The sequence below is a fragment of the Halopseudomonas salina genome, assembly GCF_008641105.1.
The window spans coordinates 1-21057 of sequence record NZ_VTTI01000006.1; the positions used below are offsets into that span (position 1 = coordinate 1).

Here is a 21057-nt window from a genome sequence, read left to right on the forward strand (position 1 = left end):
GAGGCCAATACGCTATCACCTGTTACCTATGTGCCCGGTTTGATCTGTAACCCATGTGCCCGGTTAGTACCGGTCAACATGGATCCCCGCGTTCGCGAGGATGACGTTTATGGGTGGCGAGGATGGCTTTTCTGTGGGGGGAAGAATGACTTTTGTGGGTGGGGGAGGATGACTTTTGTGGAGGGGAGGATCCATTGTTGGTTTGAAAAGAAGTAGGGAGCCAGGGGATAGAACTCTACTTTGAATGGTCATTTGTATTGGCCCATTTGCTGGCTTTTTGGCAGGATACCTCGATCAGTTATGGAGATTTCAGGGATGGCAGGGGACGTGAATTACGTGCAATCCCACCACAATCGTGGCCGCGGTACCGCTGAGGAAAACCGGCTGTATATTTTTTCGCAGCAGGTGTTTTTCTATTGCAACCCGCTGGACCGCCCTGTGTGGGTGGAGACTCACTGCTGCGTACTCTTTATCAGCGCTTATGCAGAGCCCTTCAGTGTGGATTTTGGCAATCAGCGTGTGGAGGCCCGAGCTCTGCTGGCGGGGCCATTGTTGCGGCGCAAGATAATCGCTGAGGGTGCGGGTCTGGTGGGTTTTTATATTATGCCCGAGTCGCCCCTTTACGCTTACCTGGTCAATACGCTCCCGCCAAGCGGGTTCAGGCCTGTGTACCGGGGCTTGATGGACGCTGTGAACGCGGAATTAATGGCACTGTATGAAGGGCGGGCAGATGTGGATCAGACCCTGGCGGTATCGGCGCATATGCACAAATTGTTGGCGCCGGGGTCTGCGGTGGGGAGTGCCAAGCCCTCTGCTGCAGAACTGACCGCGTTGATACGCTCGGATCCTGCCATCAGTCTCAGACAGCTGGCCGAGCGCAATGGGGTCAGTTATACACGCATGTCCCGGGTGTTCACGCAGAACGTCGGTTTATCATTTCGCGAGTACAAGAACTGGCTCAAGCATCTGAGGGTGGTTCGGCTCATGGATACTGGTATGTCGTTGACGGAGGTGGCTCAGGAGGCGGGATTTGCCGATCTGGCGCAATTCACACGAATCTACAAACGTTGGTACGGGAATCCCCCTTCCTACGTGCGGCAGCAGAAGAATATCAAGGTTTTCCTGACGTCCAATCTGGCAAGCCCGCCGTAACGGACTTGCCTCTAAGGCCTCATGGCTTGAGGATCAGGCCCTGATCTGGCTGAATATTGCCGTGCAGTGTGTCCAGGTAAGCCTTGCGAACGGCTTCCTGCCCTTCGACAGTGGTGATCTTCATCCAGCTTTCGACTGATGCTACCAGCGGTGCCCAGAGTTCAGCGAAGCGTTGCATCAATGCCGCATTGCCCAGCTCCTTGCCGCGAACTTCCCAATAGCCCGGCGCAAAGAAAACCTCAGGTTTGGCCCCTGGCAGATCCTTGTCCCCACCGCGTTGATCCCAGTGAGCTGCGCCGACCAGCGAGCTGAACAGCATCCTGTCTTTGAAGTGCTTGTGCAGTGCGGTTAACACCTCGCCGTTTCCGGCAAAGTCGACGGAGACCGTGCTCTGGTTGCTGTCCAGTTGATCAATGTCGTCGTAGCTGACAACGCGGTCGTAATATCCCAGGCTTTCGACAAAGGACAGGTTACCCGCTGAAGTCAAAGCGGTAATTGTCAGCGGCTTGCCGCGGGTCTTGCGCTGGTGCGAGAGCATGAATGCCAGTCCTAAAGCGGTCTTGCTCGAAGCGCTGGTGAGAATGATCTGGTCGGCGCCGAAAAAGTCCTTGGTTGCCAGAAAGTCATCCAATAGAAATGAGGTGATCAAGAGTGGGCGAAGCAGCATCTGCAACGCTTCATGTTCGGGCCGATAGGCCGGATCGCTATCGGTGAAAAGATACTGGTTATAGGCCAGAGCAAGATGCTGACGATGTTCGGAGGTATCCACGAAGCTGCTCTTGCTGACTTTGCCTGGCTTGACTACCAGCTGATTGGCCATGGGCAGGTACCCATACACCCGGCTGCCGGTTTTGATTTCAGGGTGCTTGGACGCTGCGACATCCGCGAAACCCCACACCGGTATCTGCCCCCAGGGTGCTTCTGCCGGAAAGAAATCCCAGTATTTGAATCGCTTGCCCAGGGCGGCGTATGTAATGTTGTTGGCAGTAAAGGCGAAGTGGTCGACCGTCAATAGCGCTTCTCCCTCGACGAGTTGATCCGCATTCACCTGTGGCATTTCCAGCGTGGTGCACTGGTCGAGGTTGGCCTGGTCAACGACAAAAGTCTGGTTGCTGGCGGTCATGAAATGGGACTCCCTGCTAGTTTTGGTTTCAGCATAGCTTGCCTGAGCTGGACCGCTGCGTCTGCCCGGAATCACAGGATCAATAGGGAGTAATAACCGGCCCCGAGATTCCGGCCAAAGCGCCCCACGTAATCTTTTGTACCGCCTCTGGCGCGAGACGTGGCGCGTGCTAGATTGATGCGCCCGCAATCGCTGGCGATCGCCCTGCAGGAGGGGCTGCAATCATGACCTTGATGGTAATTGTATTGTTTGTAATCGGACTGGTGTTGCTGGTTGCTGGTGCCGAAGTGCTGGTAAAAGGCGCTTCGCGTCTGGCAGCCGGTTTTCGTATTTCTCCGCTGGTCATTGGCTTGACGGTAGTCGCCTTTGGTACCAGTGCACCCGAACTGGCAGTTTCGACGGGCGCGTCACTAAGCGGGCAGGGCGATATCGCGCTGGGTAACGTGTTGGGTAGCAATATTTTCAACGTGCTGTTCATTCTCGGTCTGTCTGCCTTGATCGCGCCGCTGGTGGTTTCACGCCAGTTGATCAGGCTTGACGTGCCGATCATGGTCGGCGCCAGTCTGCTGGTAATACTGCTCGCACTGGACGGTTCTCTCGGGCGCTTCGATGGCATCCTGCTGTTTGTGTTGATTGTGGCCTATACACTGTTTCTGATTATCAGCAGCCGCCGTGCCAACCGGCCAGATGACGCCAGCGAGTTGGGTGTGCCAGGTCCAGAGCAGAGTGGCTCGGCGCTGATCAATATTCTGCTGGTGCTCGGTGGACTGGTCATGCTGGTGCTGGGAGCGCGCTGGCTGGTAGGTGGCGCGGTAGCCATGGCTACCAGTCTGGGCGTTTCCGAGCGTGTGGTAGCGTTGACCATTGTCGCGGCTGGCACCTCTCTGCCCGAGGTGGCGACCTCGGTTATTGCAAGCATCCGGGGTCAGCGTGATATTGCCGTAGGCAACGTGGTGGGCAGTAATATTTTCAACTTGCTGGCGGTGCTTGGGGTTTCTTCGATGCTCGCGCCGGCAGGCATCGCTGTGTCTGAAGCCGTACTGCGCTTCGATATGCTGGTCATGTTCGCGGTTGCGCTTGCATGTCTGCCGATCTTCATCAGCGGTCTGCGCATCAATCGCTGGGAAGGCCTGTTGTTCATGGCGTACTACATCGTCTACAACGTACATGTTGTGACCACTGACGGGGGCGCTGGTGGTGTACCCGGTCTGTCGAGCGCGATGCTCTACTACGTCATGCCACTTACTGCGGTGACGCTACTGGTTATTCTGTTCCGTGGGTCACGCCAGACAACAATCAACTCCTGATGCCGAGAGCGTGCAGGTCTGAGACCTGCACGCTCCAGCCTGCACTGTTGCAGGGCAGTTAGTCAGTCACTGCGTGCTTCCCCCTGGTGCGTTTGCATAGCGTTCCCATGCCCCTTTTTGCCTTTCCAATCTCGTCTGAACTGAATATTTTTTGCAGTTGCAAAGTCCCGTGCCAGAGCCCTTCTTTTTACTATTCCGACCTTTGACAACTCCCTGAGCTAATCTTTTTATCGGAAAAGTGACTACATGGTCATATAATTGCATTGTTCGGATGTGTCTCATGGTTAGATTGTTCTATTAGAACTGCCGTTTGTCATATGCCTTGCATTTATTGGCGTGTATCTTTGATTGGAGTCAATACACTGCCGGTTGAAAGAGTCAATCATGGAAATTGACCATGAAACTTTTACACCCATCTTGGCGCACGAGGACCATTGCAATGAAGCAACTTACACCCATGGATTCGCATTTCTACTACTTCGAAGCTCCTAACCAGCCAATGATGATTGGCAGCCTCTGGCTCTGCGATCAGAGCACTGCGCCAGACGGTATCGTGCGCCACAAGGAAATTCTGCAGTACATTTCCGACCGCCTGAATACAACCTCCTACTTCCGCCGGCGGCTCGAGCAGGCGCCCTTTCAGCTGGATGATCCCTACTGGCTGGAGGACGAGAATTTTGACCTTGAATATCACGTGCGGCATGTGGGTCTGCCCCAGCCCGGTGACTGGCGGCAGCTGTGCATTTTTACCGCGCGTACGATGTCCCGTAGTGTCGACATGGAACGTGCGCCATGGGAGGTGTACATCATAGAAGGCGTGAACAACGTCGAGGGTGTGCCGCCGAACAGCTTTGCAGTGCTGATCCGTTTTCATCATGCCTACGTTGACGGCAAGTCCAGCCTGGAGCTCAGTACCGCGTTGATGGAAGAAACCTCCGCGCATGAATACGGCCGCCGCGATCGGGTTGAAGTTGCCGAGCGTGCCCCGACCCGCATGGAGATGTGGGCTCGAACAGCACCGCGCATGGTCGGCCAGACATTTCGCAGCATGAAGGCAGGATTCAACTTCTCCCGCAAGAGTCTTGAGCTGGCGAATCGGTTTCGCAAGGAGGGTCTGCCAGAGCAGCGTCGGGTGCCCAAGACCATCTTCAATACCGCCGTATCACCGCACCGTTCCTATGGTGCCTATACCTGGATCATTCCGGAGCTCAAGCGGATGCGTCAGTTGCACAAGGGTGCAAGCCTGAACGACGTATTGCTGGCAATCATCGCGGGCGGGATGCGCCGTTACCTCGCCAAGCATAACCAGTTGCCCGAAAAGGACTCCCTGGTATCCATGTGCCCTGTGTCGATTCGTCCAGAGGACTCGAAGGTTGAGGGAGGCAATCTCATATCGGCGATGTATATCGCCATCGGGACCAATATGGCTGATCCGGTGGAACGCCTGCAGGCTGTTCAGGCGCGCACGGCCAGGGGCATTCCGATCGCCAAGGAAATACTCTGCGAATTGAGTAATTCAGCCGGTGACATGATGCCGCCGGCCATGCGTGCCCTGGGCGCCTGGGTGCAGAACAAGACGCACGTGACCAGCGCAGTACCGCTGATCAATACCGTGATCACCAATGTGCCAGGTATACCCGGGAATACCACCCGTTACTTTGCTGGTGCGGCAATTCGCGAGGTTTTCCCGCTCGTGCCCGTCTGTGATGGTATGGCGATAAGTCATGGCATGACCGGCATCTATGAGCGACTTAATCTGGGCGTGGTCGCTGATCGGGGCGTGGTGCCTGACATGGACTTCTATATTCAATGCATGAAGGAGTCCACCGAGGAATATCTGCAGGCCACCGAGGCACTTGAAGCGAGGGCCTATGAAGCAGCCGCCAGTCAGGTGCAGGCAGCCAAAGCAGCAGAAAAAAACCAACTGGCGACCCCGGCAAAAGCAGATGGCCTGCCCAAGGTCAAAGCCAAATCCGCTACCAAGGCTGCCACCAAACCTGCAGCCAAGACGCCAGCATCCGGAAAGCCCAAGGCAACGCGCAAGAAGGCCGCCCCCAACCCCATTGCTCAAACGGCTGATCCAGCTGTCGAGCCACCAGTGAAAAAGCGTCTTGAGGCGGTGCCAACCAGCAGTGCCGCGTCTTCGAAAGCCGCACAGGCTTTGGTGGTAGAGCCATCGAGCAGCCAGACGGAGCAGAGAAAGCAGGACGGTAGCTGAAACATCAATCGGTGAGCGCCTCGCCAGAGGCGCCAGCCATACCGGAGGTTGCAATGAAACTATTTGAAAAAGTCCGTAGCAAAACCCTGCTGCGAGAAATGGAGCAGGCGGAGACCTATGAACAATGGGCGGGGTTGGCCGCTGCCTGGGATGCACAAAACGGCATGGAGGACTGGAAACAGACGGACGCCTCCGACAGCTATGATTATCTGGGCATTCGTCAGCGTCTGGATCGCCTGCGCGAATTACGCAGCAAGGGCGAATATCACGATCTGCTGTTTGATCTGAACGAGGGCATACACGGCAATATTGGCGGCATGGGCAAGCCGTCGATGTATAACAAGGCCAAGTTCGGCACCAAGGATCTGATAACCGAATTCATCGAGGAAACCTGTGGTGCCCTGAAGGATCTCGATGAGGTGGACGACAGCATCATTTCTCTGGAAGAGAAGCAGGATTTCTTTTTGCGGGCCAGCCACTGCTTTGGTCGATCGGCGTTGATGCTCAGTGGCGGTGCGGTTCTCGGTTTTTTCCACGCGGGCGTGCTGAAAGCCCTGTTTGATCAGGGACTGCTACCGGAAATCATCTCCGGCTCAAGTGCCGGCTCCATCCTGGCTGCGACTGCCTGTACCCACGTGGATGAGGAACTCGAGCACCGCCTGAGTCTGGACAGTCTGCATCACGAGATAGAGGAAACCTCTGCCATTCGGCCTGCATTGTCGTTCTTTGGCAACCCACGACCCAAGATGGACGCCGAGAACCTGACCCAGTATCTGGCCAAGATTATTCCTGATCTGACCTTTCAGGAGGCGTTCGAGCTGACAGGCCGCAAACTGAACATCACCGTGACCGGGTTGGAGCGGCGGCAGGCCCCTCGGCTGCTTAACACGGTGACCTCACCGAACGTGCTTATCCGTTCCGCGGTGATGGCCTCCTGCGCGATCTATGGTATCTATCCCCCTGTCACGCTGATGTGCCGAAACGCCCACGGTGAAACCGTTCCCTATCTGCCGGATATGAAGTGGATTGATGGCTCCTTTGCGGATGATCTGCCAGCCAAGCGTCTGGCGCGTCTATTCGGTGTGAATCACTTTATATCGAGCATGACCAACCCTGCTGCGCTCGCGATAACCCCTGATCCAGACGCGCCGCCCACTGCCTTGCGGGCGATTATCAATTACCAGGCCAACCTGATTAAAAGCACCACGGCTGAAGCCATGAAGTTCGGCCGGGACAATATCCGTATCAAATCGCCGGTGATCAACCTGATGCAGCATCTGGCCTACGGGGTGTTGCGTCAGGAGTACACGGCCGATATCAATATATTCCTGCGTAACCGCTGGGACCATCCCGTTCGACTGCTCGCTGCGCCCTCGCGTGAAGCAATGGATCGGCTACTGTATGAGGGCGAGCGTTCCACCTGGGAGAAAATCGAGATGGTCCGCAACTGCACCGCTATCAGTCGCACCCTGGATGAAATCATTCATCGTCGAGGGTGGGAGAAGTAGGCACAATAGTGCTTTTGCAGGTGGAGTGGACATGAACGAAATCGTCGAGACGCAGCCTCTGGCCGGGCGGCATATTGCGTTACCGGAAAGTCGTGAGCTGGATTTGTTCGCTGACATGCTGGTAATCCGGGGTGCCAGGGTGCTGCGTTGTCCGCTGGTATCCATTCACGACGCACCCGACCAGGACGCTATAGCTGGCTGGCTACAAGGCTTTGTGGACGAGCCATGGGATGATCTTATTCTGCTTACCGGCGAGGGGTTGCGGCGCTTGCTCGGTACGGCGGAGCGCGCGGGGGGCAGCTTGCGTGAGGATTTCATTGCCAGGCTGGGGCAGGTACGCAAACTTACCCGCGGACCCAAGCCTGGCACTGCGCTGCGTAGTGTCGGCCTGAAGGCTGATCTCGTTGCTCTGGAGCCGACGACCGAGGGGGTCATCCGCACATTGCAACAGGAAAATCTGCAAGGCCGGCGCGTAGCGGTGCAGTTGTATGGCACCGAGCCCAACCTGCCCCTGATTGATTTTCTGCGTGAGGCCGGAGCCATCGCCAGTAGCGTGGCTCCCTATATTTATGCGGACGATGTGGAAGACGCGCGGGTGGAGGAGCTGGTGGCAGCGATTCTGGATGGCCAGCTTGATGCGGTTGCCTTTACCAGCGCTACCCAGGTGCGCAGACTCTTTCAGATAGGCCGACGGCAATGCGGTGAGCAGGCGCTGATCAACGGGTTGCGGCAATTGAAGGTCGCTGCAGTGGGCCCCGTGGTGGCTGAAGAGCTGCGTAACCGTGATGTGCGAGTGGACCTGATGCCGGAAAGCAGCTTCTTCATGAAGCCGCTGGTCAGGGAGTTGGTAAAGTCCCTTGGTCCGGTACCAAATTATTAAGGTTCCTGATCTATTGGTTGATCCTGCTCATTTCAGGGCGCCTGTGCGCCCACGGCTGCGCTTGCTCCAACTGGTTGGCCAGCTGCAACAATAGAGGCTCGCTGGCGCTGGGTCCGCAGAACTGGACGCCCAGGGGCAGTCCCTCGGCGGTCCAGTGCAGTGGTACGCTGATTGCCGGCGTGCCTGTCAGGTTGGCAAGCTGGGTAAAGGGTACATAGGTCAGGTTCTTTCGAGCCATATCCTCCACCATGTTATCCATCGCTCCCCAGCGAGCCAGGATGGGCAACAAGCCGCTAGCCAGCAACCAGCGCAGGGCTCGAGTCTGGCCCGCCGGAAGCTCGGCCTGTTCGTGGCGTATTGGCGGATGGGCAATAGTCGGTGTGAGATACAGATCATGTTGCTGATAAAAGGTCCCGAGAGCCTGGCTGAACTGATTCCACTGACGGTGGCTGTTGATATAGCTCGCGCTGGTCATCCCGCGTCCGAATGCGGCCAGGGCGCGGGTCAGTAACTCAAAGTCTTCATCCCGTGCACCCGTTTCCCGCGCTTGATCCAGGGTCGCGGCGACCTGGCCGAAATACATGTTCAGGTAGCACCGGGCCAGGGCCTGTCCGTTGTAATCGGGCTCCGCCTCGACCACTTCATGGCCCAATGACTGCAGCGTCTTTACGGCATTTTCGACGGCGCGCACCGCTTCGGGGTGAACGGGCGTATCTACTGGCGATCGAGTGGTGTAGCCGATACGCAATACCCCAGGGTCACGCGCAGCCAGATCGCGGAAAGAGGTCTGAGGTGAGGTGATTACAAAAGGATCCCCCTGATTCGGGCCCGCCAGAATGTCCATGGACAAGGCAGCATCGCGTACGCTGCGACACACAACAAGATCACTTGAGGCACCCTCCCAAATCTCGCCATGGGCGGGCCCCACCGAGACGCGTCCGCGGCTGGGTCTTAACCCGAGCAGGCCGCAACAGGCAGCGGGAATACGGATCGAACCACCACCATCATTGGCGCCAGCCAGTGGCACCATACCGGCAGCAACCGCCGCTGCCGAGCCGCCACTGGAACCGCCAGGGGTGCGCGTGAAATCCCATGGATTGCGGGTGTGGCCAAAGGCCTGGGGGTCAGTAACGCCCTTGAGGGCCAGTTCGGGGGTGTTGGTTTTGCCGATAATCACCGCGCCGGCATTGAGCAGACGCTGCACAATGTGTGAATGTCGCGTTGCCGGGATCCGGCTGAAAACCTTGCTGCCGTTACCGGTTGGTAGCCCGGCATAGTCCTGGATAGCATCCTTTATCAGGATGGGAACCCCAGCAAGCGGCCCTGTCAGTTGCTGCTGTGTGCGGTCACGCGCGAGCTCGAACATCGGCTGGCAGACGGCGTTGAGTTTTGGGTTGAGGCGATGATACTGCTCCAGCGCGATATCCAGCAGCTCCCCGGCGGAGGTGGTTTCTGTCGCGATCTGCTCTGCAAGACCAGTCGCATCGCTTTCAATGTATTCCTGCACAGTGAAGGGCATGCTTGCGCCACCTTGTTATTGTCTTTGAGTATTTACTCTAATAGAACGCGATTGGACCTTCGGTCGTCAAGTCAAACGCTGCTTTGCCCTTGTCAGCGGAAGCTGACAGGGCAACAATGCCGCTTCGCATGCAAACCACCCCGAAGGACGCTTGATGACCAACAACGCCGATGCTCTTCGCCTGCTGCCCGCTCAGCTTACCGCACCAATCGACCTGGACAGTCTGGGGTTCACTACCACTGACGACCTGGAGCCTTTTCTGGGTATTCTCGGGCAGGATCGTGCGGTAGAGGCTCTGCAGTTTGGGGTAGCAATGCACCGCTCGGGCTACAACGTATTCGTTATGGGTGAGCCTGGTACAGGGCGCTTTTCCTACGTAATGCGTTATCTGAAGGCTGAAGCCAAGCGTCAGATAACGCCCCAGGACTGCCTGTACGTAAATAATTTCGACGAGCCTCGCGAGCCCTGGGCGTTGAATCTTTCGCCTGGCACAGCCAGCGGGCTGCTCGAAGATATAAACAAGCTGATAGATAATCTGTTGGCTACTTTCCCGGCGGTATTCGAGCACCCGGCGTTCCAGCAGAAAAAAAGCGCGATTGATCGGGGCTTTAATCAACGCTATGACCGTGCGATCGATTCGGTTGAACGCAAGGCGCTGGAAAAGAATATTGCGGTGTATCGCGACGCCCAGAATATCGCCTTCACCCCGATGAAAGATGGCAAGGCACTGGACGAAGCCGAGTTTGCGCAGCTCCCCGAGGACGTCCGCGAGCGTTTTCATGTGGACATAGCCACCCTTGAGGAGGTGCTGAACGAAGCACTTTCAAGCTTGCCGCAATGGAAGCGTGAATCCAGTAATCAACTACGCGAGCTCAATGAGCAGACCATCACCGATGCGATCAAGCCGATCCTCGAGCCGCTGCTGGAGCAATACAGTGGCAACGAGGCGGTCTGTGATTACCTGAACCTGGTCCGCCAGAACCTCTTGAAAACCGTTGTCGAGCTGCTGGTTGACGAGCGTGCACTCGAACCCCGCCCCGAGGCCTATAAAAAGCAGCTGCTTACCGAACAGTACTGCCCCAGCCTGATCGTAGGTCATGCCGATACAGGTGGCGCTCCGGTGGTGCATGAGCCCCATCCGTCATACGACAACCTCTTCGGGCGCATCGAATACAGCTCCGAGCAGGGCGCCCTGATTACCAGCTATCGGCATATTCGCCCCGGCGCATTGCACAGGGCCAATGGCGGCTACCTGGTGCTCGAGGCGGAAAAGCTGCTGGGTGAGCCTTTTGTCTGGGACGCTCTCAAGCGCGCTCTGCAGTCACGGCAACTGAAGATGGAATCACCCTGGGCCGATATGGGGCGGTTGACCACTGTGACGCTGACGCCCGAGGTCATCCCGCTGGCCGTCAAGGTCATCATCATTGGCTCGCGTCATCTCTACTACACACTGCAGGACCTGGATCCGGATTTTCAGGAAATGTTTCGCGTTCTGGTGGACTTTGATGAGGATCTGCCCCGAACCCCGGAAAGTATCGAAAGTATGGCTCAGCTGCTCAAGACGCGGACCTCGGAAGAGGGGATCGCGCCGCTTACTGCCGCGGCTGTCGCGCGAGTCATGACCCATAGCGCGCGTCTGGCAGAGCACCAGAAGCGGCTGTCTGCGCGTATCAGCGATATTTTCCAGTTGGTTGCAGAAGCTGATTTTACCCGGCAACTGGCAGGCGATCCGCTCATCGACACTGCGCATATCGAAAGAGCCCTGCAAGCCAAGGAAGCCCGTACCGGGCGCGTCAGCGCGCGAATCCGTGAGGATATGCTCTCCGGCGTCATTCTGATTGATACTGATGGTGCCGAGGTCGGCAAGTGCAACGGCCTCACCGTGCTGGAGGTGGGAGATTCCGTATTCGGTGTGCCAGCGCGAATCAGTGCCACCGTTTACCCCGGCGGCAGTGGCATTGTCGATATCGAGCGAGAGGTGGAGCTCGGGCAGCCCATTCACTCCAAGGGTGTGATGATTCTGACCGGATATCTGGGTAGTCGTTACGCTCAGCATTTTCCCCTGGAAATCTCTGCCAGTATTGCCCTGGAGCAGTCCTACGGTTACGTGGATGGCGACAGTGCCTCCCTGGGAGAGGTGTGTGCACTGATGTCCGCTCTGTCGCGAACGCCCTTGAAGCAGGGGTTTGCCATTACCGGGTCGATAAACCAGTTTGGCGAGGTGCAGGCTGTGGGCGGTGTTAACGAAAAGATCGAAGGATTCTTTCGTCTGTGCCTGGCACGAGGATTGACCGGCACACAGGGTGCTATCATCCCGCGGGCCAACATCCCTAACCTGATGCTCGATCAGAGCGTGCTTGATGCGGTGGAGGCAGGCATGTTCAATATCTACGCGGTCAGTCAGGTAGACCAGGCTATGGGTTTGCTGGCGGGCGAGGAAACCGGCATAGCCGATGATTCAGGCCATTATCCTGAAGGTACCATCAACGCACGAGTGGTTGGTCGGCTGCGAGAGATTGCAGAGTTACAGCGTGACGATGAGTCCGGTTCCAACGAGGCTGAGGTGTCGAAACCAGCCAGTCGAACTTGATCACTCGATGAACAATCGCGCGCATGCCAGCCCAGGCATGCCGCGCAGCATTGTTTCCCATGTTTACTAACAGAGTTATCCACAGATCGTGTGGAGTATATTCAAGTCGCAGACGGATTCCGAAATTGTCAATACCTCAAAACCGTGAGGTGCATCAAGGGGGAGGTGCTTCAGTAAAAATGGTCTTTGTCCAGCTGTAGCCTGCATGAAATGGTGGCCAACAGGTGTTTGAATTTACTAGTCAATTATTCTGGCTGTTTTTTGTACTCTGCCACGGATAGCCGCTCTACTCGGGCTTGCGCACTACTTATATCCGGCTACCCACAGAGTTATCCACAGTATTTGTGAACAACTTGCCCGACACGCGGGCAACCTGACTGAGAAAGGTATCAACGAATATGGAACGTGCACTGGAAACCGTCTTGTATGCTGCCCGCTGGATTCTGGCACCAATTTATCTGGGTCTGTCGCTTGCCCTCTTTGCCCTTGCAGTCAAGTTTTTTCAGGAGGTGGTGCATCTGCTTCCCAATCTGTTTGCCATTGCCGAGGCGGACCTGATTCTGGTGGTGTTGTCGCTGGTCGACATGGCCCTGGTGGGCGGTTTGCTGGTCATGGTGATGATCTCCGGCTACGAGAACTTTGTTTCCCAGCTGGATATCAAGGAAGGTCAGGAAAAGCTGAGCTGGTTGGGAAAAATGGACTCGAGCTCGCTGAAGATGAAAGTGGCCGCCTCGATCGTGGCCATTTCTTCGATTCACCTGCTCAAGGTTTTCATGAACGCGCAGAACATCCCCAACGACAAGATGATGTGGTACGTGATCATTCACATGACCTTCGTTGTGTCGGCATTTGGCATGGGCCTGTTGGACAAGATCGCCAAGGCCGAAGGCACCCTGTCAGTGAAAAAGGACAATATGTAACACCTGCGAATGGAGCATCATCCGGGGCAACGGTATAGTTTTTCAAATGCCTGCCCCGGAGTGATTTGATGACGCTCGACGAACTGCACAAAATGGCCAGTGAAGGTCAGATTATTGAACTGAATGTACTCTCCCATGAGGGTTCCATTTACCTTGTCGAGGCGGTGTTGGAAAGTCGCCAGGAGATTCTCAAAAAAGAGCCCGGTGACAAACGGCCCTGGACATTCCGCTCCTTCGAGGAAGCGCGCAGAACGCTTGTCGAGATACCGCTGGAGACCATTGATCTGATTCACCACAATGTCTACGACGAAATAGGCCCTGCGGGGCAGAGTAACGCACCCAAGGCGCCCCCCATGCGTCTTACGTATCCCTTGCACACATGACGCGTAATCTGATTCTGGTGCTGGGTGATCAGCTCAGCCATGACCTCGTCACCCTGCGTGATGCAGATCCCGAAATTGATCGCATCCTCATGGCGGAGGTTCGGGAGGAGGGGTGCTATGTGCCCCACCATCCCAAGAAGATTCTCTTGATCCTGTCTGCCATGCGGCATTTTGCCGTGGAGTTGGAAGCGCGAGGGTTCTGCGTTGATTACATCAAACTTGATGACAAGGACAACACGGGTTCCCTGCCAGGGGAGTTGGAACGCGCGCGCAAGCGTCTCCAGCCCGCATCCATTTTGCTCTGCGAGCCCGGCGAATGGCGGTTGTTGGATGCGTTTAATGCCCTGAAAGAGACCTGGTCCGAGTTGCAAGTGCTTGAGGATGACCGGTTTCTGTGCAGCCATGCCCGTTTTGCAGATTGGGCTGGGGACCGCAAGCAGCTGCGCATGGAGTTTTTCTATCGCGAAATGCGTAAAGAGCATCAGTTTTTACTGGATGCCGATGGGGGCCCCGAAGGAGGCAGTTGGAATTTTGATTCGGACAATCGCAAGGCGTTGCCCGCAGACGTTCGTATACCGGTCCAGCCGCACTTCCCCCGGGACAAGATAACCTGCGAAGTGGAGGCGTTGGTCGCCGAACACTTTGCAGACCATTATGGGGTGCTGGAGTATTTTGATTATCCAGTTACAGCCAAGGAAGCAGAAAGTCTCTGGGACGCTTTTCTCGAACAGGGCATGCCGCGCTTTGGCGATTTTCAGGACGCGATGGCGGATCACGAGCCGTTTCTGTTCCATGCGCGCATCGCCGCAGCGATGAATATTGGTCTGCTGGATCCCCGCAGGGTATGTCTCGACGTACAGGCAGCCTATCAGGCTGGCGATATACCGCTGAACGCGGCTGAAGGGTTTATTCGGCAGATAATCGGCTGGCGCGAATATGTGCGCGGTATTTATTGGTTACTGATGCCCGATTACGCCGAGAAGAATACGCTGGGCAACACCCGGAATCTGCCGGAGTTCTACTGGACCGGTAAAACGCGCATGCGTTGCATGCAACAAGCCATAGGCCAGACTCTGGAGCATGCTTACGCTCACCATATCCAGCGCCTGATGGTGACCGGCAATTTTGCGCTATTGGCAGGCATCCAGCCAAAACAGATATGCGACTGGTATCTGGCTGTGTACATGGATGCCTTTGACTGGGTCGAGTTGCCCAATACGCTGGGTATGGTTATGCATGCGGACGGTGGCTATCTGGGCTCCAAACCCTATTGCTCCAGTGGCCAGTACATCAAGCGTATGTCCAACCATTGTCAGGGTTGCAGCTACAAGGTCACCGAGAAGACCGGTGAAAAGGCCTGTCCTTTCAACTCCCTGTACTGGCACTTCCTTATGCGCCACCGCGATCAATTCAAGGGCAACCACCGGATGAAAATGATCTATGGCACCCTGGACCGCATGACAGAAAAGAACCAGCAGGCGCTGTGGGATTGGGGCGAGACATTGCTCAAGCGATTGGATCAGGGCGACGCCCTGTGAGGAAAAAGGCAGACCTGCCGAGCAAGGTCTGCGTGCAATGCGGGCTGCCTTTCAGTTGGCGCAAGAAATGGCAACGCTGCTGGGACGACGTCAAATACTGTTCCGAACGTTGCCGCCGCCAGAAGGGTCAACCTCCAGCGGGTTAGGTGTTATCGGCTGGCCTTGAGCACAACAAACTTGGGGTTGGCAGCCAACTGCTCGACCTTGTCGAAATTGGCCCGCAACTTCACATGATATCCCAGGTGCCTGTTGCCTACCACCATCAGGCTGCCCTCGGCATCCAGTGCTTCACTGCTTTGAGTAAACAGTCGCTTGGCCGCCTCGTCACCTACCGCCTGTTGCTGATGGAAGGGCGGATTGCACAGCACCAGCTTCACACTAGCGGGTGGCATATCCTTGAGTCCATCACTGACCAGAAACTCGGCCTGCCGCTCGGGGAATGCGCGAGCAAAATTGAGCCTTGCCGAGGCAACTGCCGCGTGGGACTCATCAATGAACACCAGCTGGGCTTCGGGGTTGAGCTGAGCGGCCTTGATACCTAGCGCGCCATTCCCGCAACCCAGATCGACGATGCGTTGATCGCCTACAGCGGTCGGCAGGCTTTCGAGCAGGAGCCGTGTGCCGTTATCCAGTTTATCCCTGGAGAATACGCCGGGCAGGTTGGTGAGCTCCACTGACACACCCGGCAGGGAATACTCGGTCGTCAGATCAACTTTGGCTGGCGCCAGATTCGCATCGAACGTGGCGGTCAGAAGCCGGGCTTTTTTCCACGCCAGCGACGCCTGATAAGGGCCAATATGTTTTGCCAGCAAGTCACCCGCCGCATGGGGCAGATGCTTGAGCATGGCGCCGGCAGTCACGGTCGCATCATCGGTCAGGTGTTCGCGCAGGCGGGACAATTGATCTTCCATCAGTGCCAGACTTTTCGGCACTCTGATCAGAACCTGCTTGTAGGGTCCCTGCGGCGCCTGCTGACTGTCGATGAAAACCACCGCGTCGGGCTCCAGCTGGTTGTGCGCCAGATTGGCTTCCAGTGCCAGCCTGGCCAGCTCGGAGTCACTCCAGCTATGGGGTTTCAGAGCTGGGTTGGCTTTTGCCAGGGCGCATGCCAGGGTTCCAAAATGATCGTTGATGACCAGCACCGGCAGGTCTGCCCCAGGCTGTTCAGCAAGCGTCTGCAATAGATACACATCTGCAGTATCGAATGCCTGAAGGGTAGGATTTTCGGTGACGGGGTAGCGCTCTAGCTCCAGTGAGCCAAACGCGGTGGTGCAAGTTTGCATGGGGATGCCGCTTTAAATGAAGAGGAACAAACAACTGGGGCCCAGTATACCCCAGTTGGCGTCCTCGGTACTGCTATGGCTCCCGGCGTTGCTGCTGGAGCAGATCGCGAATCTCACCGAGCAGTATTTCCTGCTTGCTCAGTGTTTCCACGGGTGGCGGGGCAGGTTCTTCCACCTCTTCGCGTTTGAGGTTATTCATCACCTTGATGGCAACAAAGATGGCCGCTGCGACGATCAGAAAATCGACGATGCTCTGGATAAACAATCCGTAGCCTAGCGTTACCGCTGGCAGTTCACCCTGGGCGTGCCTTAATACAATGGCCAGATCGGCAAAATCGACCCCGCCGATCAGCAGGCCCAGCGGCGGCATTGCCACGTTGGCGACAAAAGACGAAACGACCTTGCCAAAGGCGGCGCCGATTATGATACCAATCGCCATCTCGACAACATTTCCCCGCATTGCAAACGCTTTGAACTCATGTAGTAAACGCATGGCAACTATTCCTGTGTAGTGCTTCCCTGGAGCGGTAGCAGCATCTATTTGAGCTCGTGTTGCAGGCTTTCGCAAACAATTTTCAATGCCTGTATTCGGCCGTGGCGTTTGTTTTCGCTGGATATCAGGTGCCAGGGTGTTTCAGCGGGGCTGGTGAACTCCAGCATATCGTGCACTGCTTCGCGGTAGGCGGACCATTGCTTGCGATTGCGCCAGTCTTCGTCGGTCAGCTTGTAGCGTTTGAGCGGCGAGTTCTCACGGGCCTTGAACCGATCGAGCTGTTCTTCGGGGGTGATCGCCAGCCAGAACTTGATAACCAGGGTGCCGCTCTGGCGCAACTGGTGCTCGAAATCATTGATCTCGCCGTAGCCGCGCTGCCACTGTGCCGCACTGCAAAAACCTTCGACTCTCTCGACCAGTACCCTGCCATAGTAGCTGCGATCAAATACAACAATGGTCCCGGGGGCGGGAATGCGCCGCCAGAAACGCATCAGATAAGGCTGTTGTCTTTCTTCATCAGTCGGGGCTCGGGTGCCATGCACGCGCAGAAAGCGTGGGTCTAGGCACTCTGTTATGCGTCGTATGGTGCCGCCTTTACCCGCCGCATCCGTGCCTTCGAATACCAGCATCAGGCTGCGGCCGGAAAAGTCGGGGTGTCTCACCAGCTGACGCAGCAGGTCCTGATAATACTCGAGCTGAATGCTGTACTCGTCCTTGGTCAGCGCAGGGCTGTAATCCAGTTCGTCCAGTCGGGCGTGGCTGGAAGAAATCCAGCTATGGGGCCGAGCGCTCTGTTTCTCACCCTGCAATTTTGACTGGATGGCATCAAGAACCAGTTGGCCAATAAACAGGTCCCGTTGCTCTGCATTGTTGCTGCATACGCGGCTCCAGGAAGCGCCCTCGGTGGATGTCAGGTCGATCATCAGTTCTGCGGCGCTATGCACTTTCTGGAACTCTGCAGGTTCAAGATCGCTCCACTCACGCATCGCCACCGTTGTGGTGGGCGGTGAATCACTGGTGCCGGGTTTTGTATCGTCATACTCCAGCCAGACTTTGAGCACGCTCGCACCCTCATGCACCAGCAACTGCTCGAAGCGCAGGATATCCTGCATCTGCTCGGCAAACTGCTCCTCGGAGATCTGGCCCGTGCAAAGCTCCCTCAATGGCTGGTGATACCAGGAGCCCAGATAAAAGCCGATCTCGCCGTCCAGCGGAAGCGTCCGGCAATAGCGCCAGAAGCGCGGCATCTGTTTTTCCAGCCCTCTGGGCAGGGTAAAAGCCCGAGTATTGAGAAAGCGATTATCCAGCCATGCATAGAAGGTATGAATAATCTCTGCCTTGCCGGCATGGTCATTCCCACCGATCAGTAGCAGGATGGGGCCCTTGCCTGCTTTGCGTAATTCGAATTGCGCTTCAAGCAATTGCTCATTCAGCTTGGCGACGGAGTCCTTCCCGGATTTTTTGCTTTTGGCAGTATCAGACATTGGCCGGCCAGCTTATCTCGGGAAGATGCTCGAATCCGGGCTTGGCAAACAGGAAACCCTGAAACAGGAAAACACCCATCGATTGGAGCAAGGTCAGTTCTTCCAGACTCTCGATTCCTTCGGCGATAACGTCGATACTCAGCGCCTCGCAGACGCCGATAATCCCCCGCACAATGGCCTGGCGGACAGGGTCCTGATCGATATCGCGGACAATGTCCATGTCCAGCTTGATGATGTCTGGTTGGAACTCGGCCAGCAGGTTCAGGCCGGAATAACCGGCGCCGAAGTCATCAATCGCAGTTTTGAAGCCCTGGCGCTTGTATTCCTTGATGATACTTTTAAGGTGTTCCTTGTCGACCAGCTTTTCGTTCTCGGTGATCTCGAATATCAACCGATTGGTCGGAAAGTTGTAGCGTCGTGCGGCTTCAAGGGTGGCGCGAATGCAGGTTGCGGCCTGATACACTGCGTTGGGCAGAAAATTGATGCTTATATAGCAGGGAATCTGCAATCTCGAGGCGAGCTCTACGGCCTTGACCCGGCATGACTGGTCGAAGATATAACGATTGTCTTCATTGACTTTGGACAGCATGCTCGCTGCTCCCGCGCCATCAGTGCCACGTATCAAGGCTTCATAGGCAAACACGCTATTGTCGCGGGTGTCGACTATAGGTTGAAATGCCATGGTGAAGTCAAAGCAGAGTGGCTCGTTGTCCTGGCAGGCTTTGCAGGGTTTGGGAATTTCGATCTGGGTCGGCATACAATGGTCTCTTGTTCACATACGGGCAGAGTATAGTCGATAACAATGCTGGCCATTGGCCTGTCAGGCCGGACGGCTTAACGACACGCCCATCTGTTTTGAAAATAGCATCTTTGTTCCGTCCCCGGGGAGCTCTATGGCAAAAAACAAGCGCATATATGGTTGCACCGAGTGTGGCGCGACATTTTCCAAGTGGGCGGGGCAGTGTGGTGAGTGTCAGGCGTGGAATACGCTGGTGGAAACGGTGGTGGACACCACGCCAACAGGTGGAACTGGTCCAGCAACCGGGCGGAGCGGCCACTGGGCTGGGCAGGCTGCGCAGGTGCGGACGCTGGCAGAGGTGTCCACTGAAGAAGTGCCCCGGCAGCCCAGCGGATCCTCCGAGCTTGATCGCGTGCTGGGGGGTGGCCTGGTGTCGGGGTCGGTCGTACTCATAGGCGGCGACCCGGGTATCGGCAAATCGACAATCCTGTTACAAACCTTGTGTCAACTCGCCGAGACTATGCCAGCCTTGTATGTAACCGGTGAGGAGTCGCAGCAGCAGGTGGCTATGCGCGCCAGACGTCTGGGTCTGCCAGAGGAACGTCTGCGGGTAATGACCGAAACCTGTATCGAAAGCATTATTGCCACAGCGCGGGTGGAGAAACCCCGGGTGATGGTGGTGGATTCCATCCAGACGATCTTTACCGAACAGTTGCAATCGGCCCCCGGGGGCGTTGCCCAGGTGCGGGAAAGTGCGGCGCTTCTGGTGCGTTATGCCAAGCAGAGCGGGACGGCGATCTTTCTGGTGGGGCATGTGACCAAGGAGGGCTCCCTGGCGGGGCCGCGGGTACTCGAGCACATGGTAGACACGGTACTGTACTTCGAAGGCGAATCCGATGGGCGCCTGCGCATGCTGCGGGCGGTCAAGAACCGTTTCGGGGCGGTCAACGAGCTGGGCGTATTTGCAATGACCGACAAGGGCCTGAAGGAGGTTTCAAATCCCTCGGCGATTTTTCTCTCGCGCTACGACACGCCCATCCCCGGCAGCGTGGTGATGTCCACATGGGAAGGCTCCCGGCCCATGCTGGTGGAAGTTCAAGCCCTGGTTGACACCTCTCACCTGGGCAACCCGCGGCGGGTGACCCTGGGTCTGGACCAGAACCGGCTGGCCATGCTGCTAGCCGTACTGCATCGGCATGGCGGCGTAGCTACCTATGATCAGGACGTCTTCGTTAATGTGGTGGGCGGCGTCAAGGTGCTGGAGACTGCGGTCGATCTGGCATTGCTGGCTGCGGTCATGTCGAGCCTGCGTAACCGTCCGCTGCCCATGGATCTGATGGTGTTCGGTGAGCTGGGTTTGTCAGGGGAGATTCGGCCGGTGCCCAGTGGGCAGGAACGATTGAAGGAGGCGGCCAAGCACGGTTTCACCCGCGCCATAGTGCCCAAGGCGAATGCACCGAAAGAGAGTCCCAAGGGCATGCAGGTGGTAGCCGTAACGCGGCTTGATGAAGCGTTATCGGCTATTTTCGACTGACAGAGGGGTCAGAGCAGGCCGGCGAGCTCTCTCTCCAGTAGTTTTTCGTCACCCGTATTGAGCGCAACCAGGCGTTTGAGATGGCTGATCGAGTCCAGATCAATGTAATCGCACTCGAATCCCAGCAAGCCTTCCTCTGCGTGGGCCAGGTGCACGTCCATGCGTATCTGGCTCCCTTCTGCCAGCTCGATGACGGCATCGAACTGGCCAGTGTTGCTGAGGCTCGCCCAGTCCTTGGGTTCGAGCACCAGTAGCCCGTGCAGCGACAAATCGACCAATTGAACATCGATATCTACACCGTCCTGGCGCAGACTGGTTTGTGCGTCAAAGGGGACGCGGGTAAAACGGCGGCGGTCGTCACTCATGGCTGTTGCCTTGGCATGATA

Annotated in this window: 18 protein-coding genes; 11 read left to right on the top strand and 7 right to left on the bottom strand. The window is 56.6% G+C overall.

Translation table 11 applies throughout. From position 1 onward, the window contains the following. Nucleotides 1-315 precede the first annotated feature (315 nt). The gene (locus FZF01_RS10915; RefSeq protein WP_188434408.1) at nucleotides 316-1152 is read left to right on the top strand and encodes a helix-turn-helix domain-containing protein; all 837 of its coding nucleotides are present in this window, start codon (nucleotides 316-318) and stop codon (nucleotides 1150-1152) included. Nucleotides 1153-1171: 19 nt separating this feature from the next. On the opposite strand, the gene FZF01_RS10920 is transcribed toward FZF01_RS10915, so the two are convergent. Continuing rightward, a complete protein-coding gene (locus FZF01_RS10920) occupies nucleotides 1172-2275 on the bottom strand; it encodes a DUF2855 family protein (protein ID WP_150278217.1) in 1104 nt (367 codons plus the stop codon). Nucleotides 2276-2499: 224 nt separating this feature from the next. Here FZF01_RS10920 and FZF01_RS10925 point away from each other — a divergent pair, with 224 nt between their 5' ends. From FZF01_RS10925 to FZF01_RS10940, 4 genes are all read left to right on the top strand, one after another. Continuing rightward, complete coding sequence (locus tag FZF01_RS10925) at nucleotides 2500-3582, top strand: calcium/sodium antiporter (RefSeq protein ID WP_150278218.1); 1083 nt, start codon at nucleotides 2500-2502, stop codon at nucleotides 3580-3582. Nucleotides 3583-4021: 439 nt separating this feature from the next. Further along, nucleotides 4022-5800 (top strand): wax ester/triacylglycerol synthase family O-acyltransferase, encoded by a 1779-nt coding sequence (locus FZF01_RS10930; protein ID WP_188434407.1) that lies wholly within the window; start codon nucleotides 4022-4024, stop codon nucleotides 5798-5800. 53 nt (nucleotides 5801-5853) lie between these two features. Further along, nucleotides 5854-7308: a DUF3336 domain-containing protein gene (locus tag FZF01_RS10935; protein ID WP_150278220.1), complete on the top strand. Its 1455-nt coding sequence runs from the start codon at nucleotides 5854-5856 to the stop codon at nucleotides 7306-7308. A 31-nt stretch (nucleotides 7309-7339) separates the two neighbouring features. Further along, complete coding sequence (locus tag FZF01_RS10940; RefSeq protein ID WP_150278221.1) at nucleotides 7340-8188, top strand: uroporphyrinogen-III synthase; 849 nt, start codon at nucleotides 7340-7342, stop codon at nucleotides 8186-8188. 10 nt (nucleotides 8189-8198) lie between these two features. Here FZF01_RS10940 and FZF01_RS10945 read toward each other — a convergent pair whose 3' ends face one another. Continuing rightward, complete coding sequence (locus tag FZF01_RS10945) at nucleotides 8199-9707, bottom strand: amidase (protein ID WP_150278222.1); 1509 nt, start codon at nucleotides 9705-9707, stop codon at nucleotides 8199-8201. Nucleotides 9708-9861: 154 nt separating this feature from the next. Between FZF01_RS10945 and FZF01_RS10950 the strand changes: the two genes are divergently transcribed. From FZF01_RS10950 to FZF01_RS10970, 5 genes are all read left to right on the top strand, one after another. Then, entirely contained in the window at nucleotides 9862-12297 is a 2436-nt protein-coding gene (locus tag FZF01_RS10950) for a Lon protease family protein (protein WP_150278223.1), read from the top strand. A gap of 398 nt (nucleotides 12298-12695) precedes the next feature. Beyond that, nucleotides 12696-13217, top strand: coding sequence for a TIGR00645 family protein (locus tag FZF01_RS10955; RefSeq protein ID WP_150278224.1), 522 nt, complete (start codon nucleotides 12696-12698; stop codon nucleotides 13215-13217). Between the two features lie 68 nt (nucleotides 13218-13285). Continuing rightward, entirely contained in the window at nucleotides 13286-13600 is a 315-nt protein-coding gene (locus FZF01_RS10960) for a DUF6482 family protein (protein WP_150278225.1), read from the top strand. After that, nucleotides 13597-15138: a cryptochrome/photolyase family protein gene (locus FZF01_RS10965; RefSeq protein ID WP_150278226.1), complete on the top strand. Its 1542-nt coding sequence runs from the start codon at nucleotides 13597-13599 to the stop codon at nucleotides 15136-15138. The genes FZF01_RS10960 and FZF01_RS10965 overlap by 4 nt, the downstream gene beginning before the upstream one ends. Next, nucleotides 15135-15284: a DUF2256 domain-containing protein gene (locus tag FZF01_RS10970; RefSeq protein ID WP_150278227.1), complete on the top strand. Its 150-nt coding sequence runs from the start codon at nucleotides 15135-15137 to the stop codon at nucleotides 15282-15284. The genes FZF01_RS10965 and FZF01_RS10970 overlap by 4 nt, the downstream gene beginning before the upstream one ends. A gap of 3 nt (nucleotides 15285-15287) precedes the next feature. Here the strand turns inward: FZF01_RS10970 and FZF01_RS10975 are convergent, their stop codons facing one another. The 4 genes from FZF01_RS10975 to FZF01_RS10990 form a co-directional block, all read right to left on the bottom strand. After that, entirely contained in the window at nucleotides 15288-16421 is a 1134-nt protein-coding gene (locus tag FZF01_RS10975) for a methyltransferase (protein WP_150278228.1), read from the bottom strand. Nucleotides 16422-16494: 73 nt separating this feature from the next. Further along, on the bottom strand, nucleotides 16495-16914 hold the full coding sequence (gene mscL, locus FZF01_RS10980) for a large-conductance mechanosensitive channel protein MscL (protein WP_150278229.1): 420 nt from the start codon (nucleotides 16912-16914) through the stop codon (nucleotides 16495-16497). 44 nt (nucleotides 16915-16958) lie between these two features. Continuing rightward, nucleotides 16959-18398: a hypothetical protein gene (locus FZF01_RS10985; RefSeq protein WP_150278230.1), complete on the bottom strand. Its 1440-nt coding sequence runs from the start codon at nucleotides 18396-18398 to the stop codon at nucleotides 16959-16961. Further along, nucleotides 18391-19155 carry an EAL domain-containing protein gene (locus FZF01_RS10990; protein WP_223825484.1) on the bottom strand — a complete coding sequence of 255 codons (765 nt, stop codon included), beginning with the start codon at nucleotides 19153-19155 and terminating at the stop codon, nucleotides 18391-18393. The genes FZF01_RS10985 and FZF01_RS10990 overlap by 8 nt, the downstream gene beginning before the upstream one ends. A 136-nt stretch (nucleotides 19156-19291) precedes the next feature. On the opposite strand from FZF01_RS10990, the gene radA reads away from it, so the two are divergent. Beyond that, a complete protein-coding gene (gene radA, locus FZF01_RS10995) occupies nucleotides 19292-20671 on the top strand; it encodes a DNA repair protein RadA (RefSeq protein ID WP_150278231.1) in 1380 nt (459 codons plus the stop codon). Between the two features lie 8 nt (nucleotides 20672-20679). On the opposite strand, the gene FZF01_RS11000 is transcribed toward radA, so the two are convergent. Further along, nucleotides 20680-21036: a PilZ domain-containing protein gene (locus tag FZF01_RS11000; RefSeq protein ID WP_150278232.1), complete on the bottom strand. Its 357-nt coding sequence runs from the start codon at nucleotides 21034-21036 to the stop codon at nucleotides 20680-20682. Nucleotides 21037-21057: the final 21 nt, after the last annotated feature.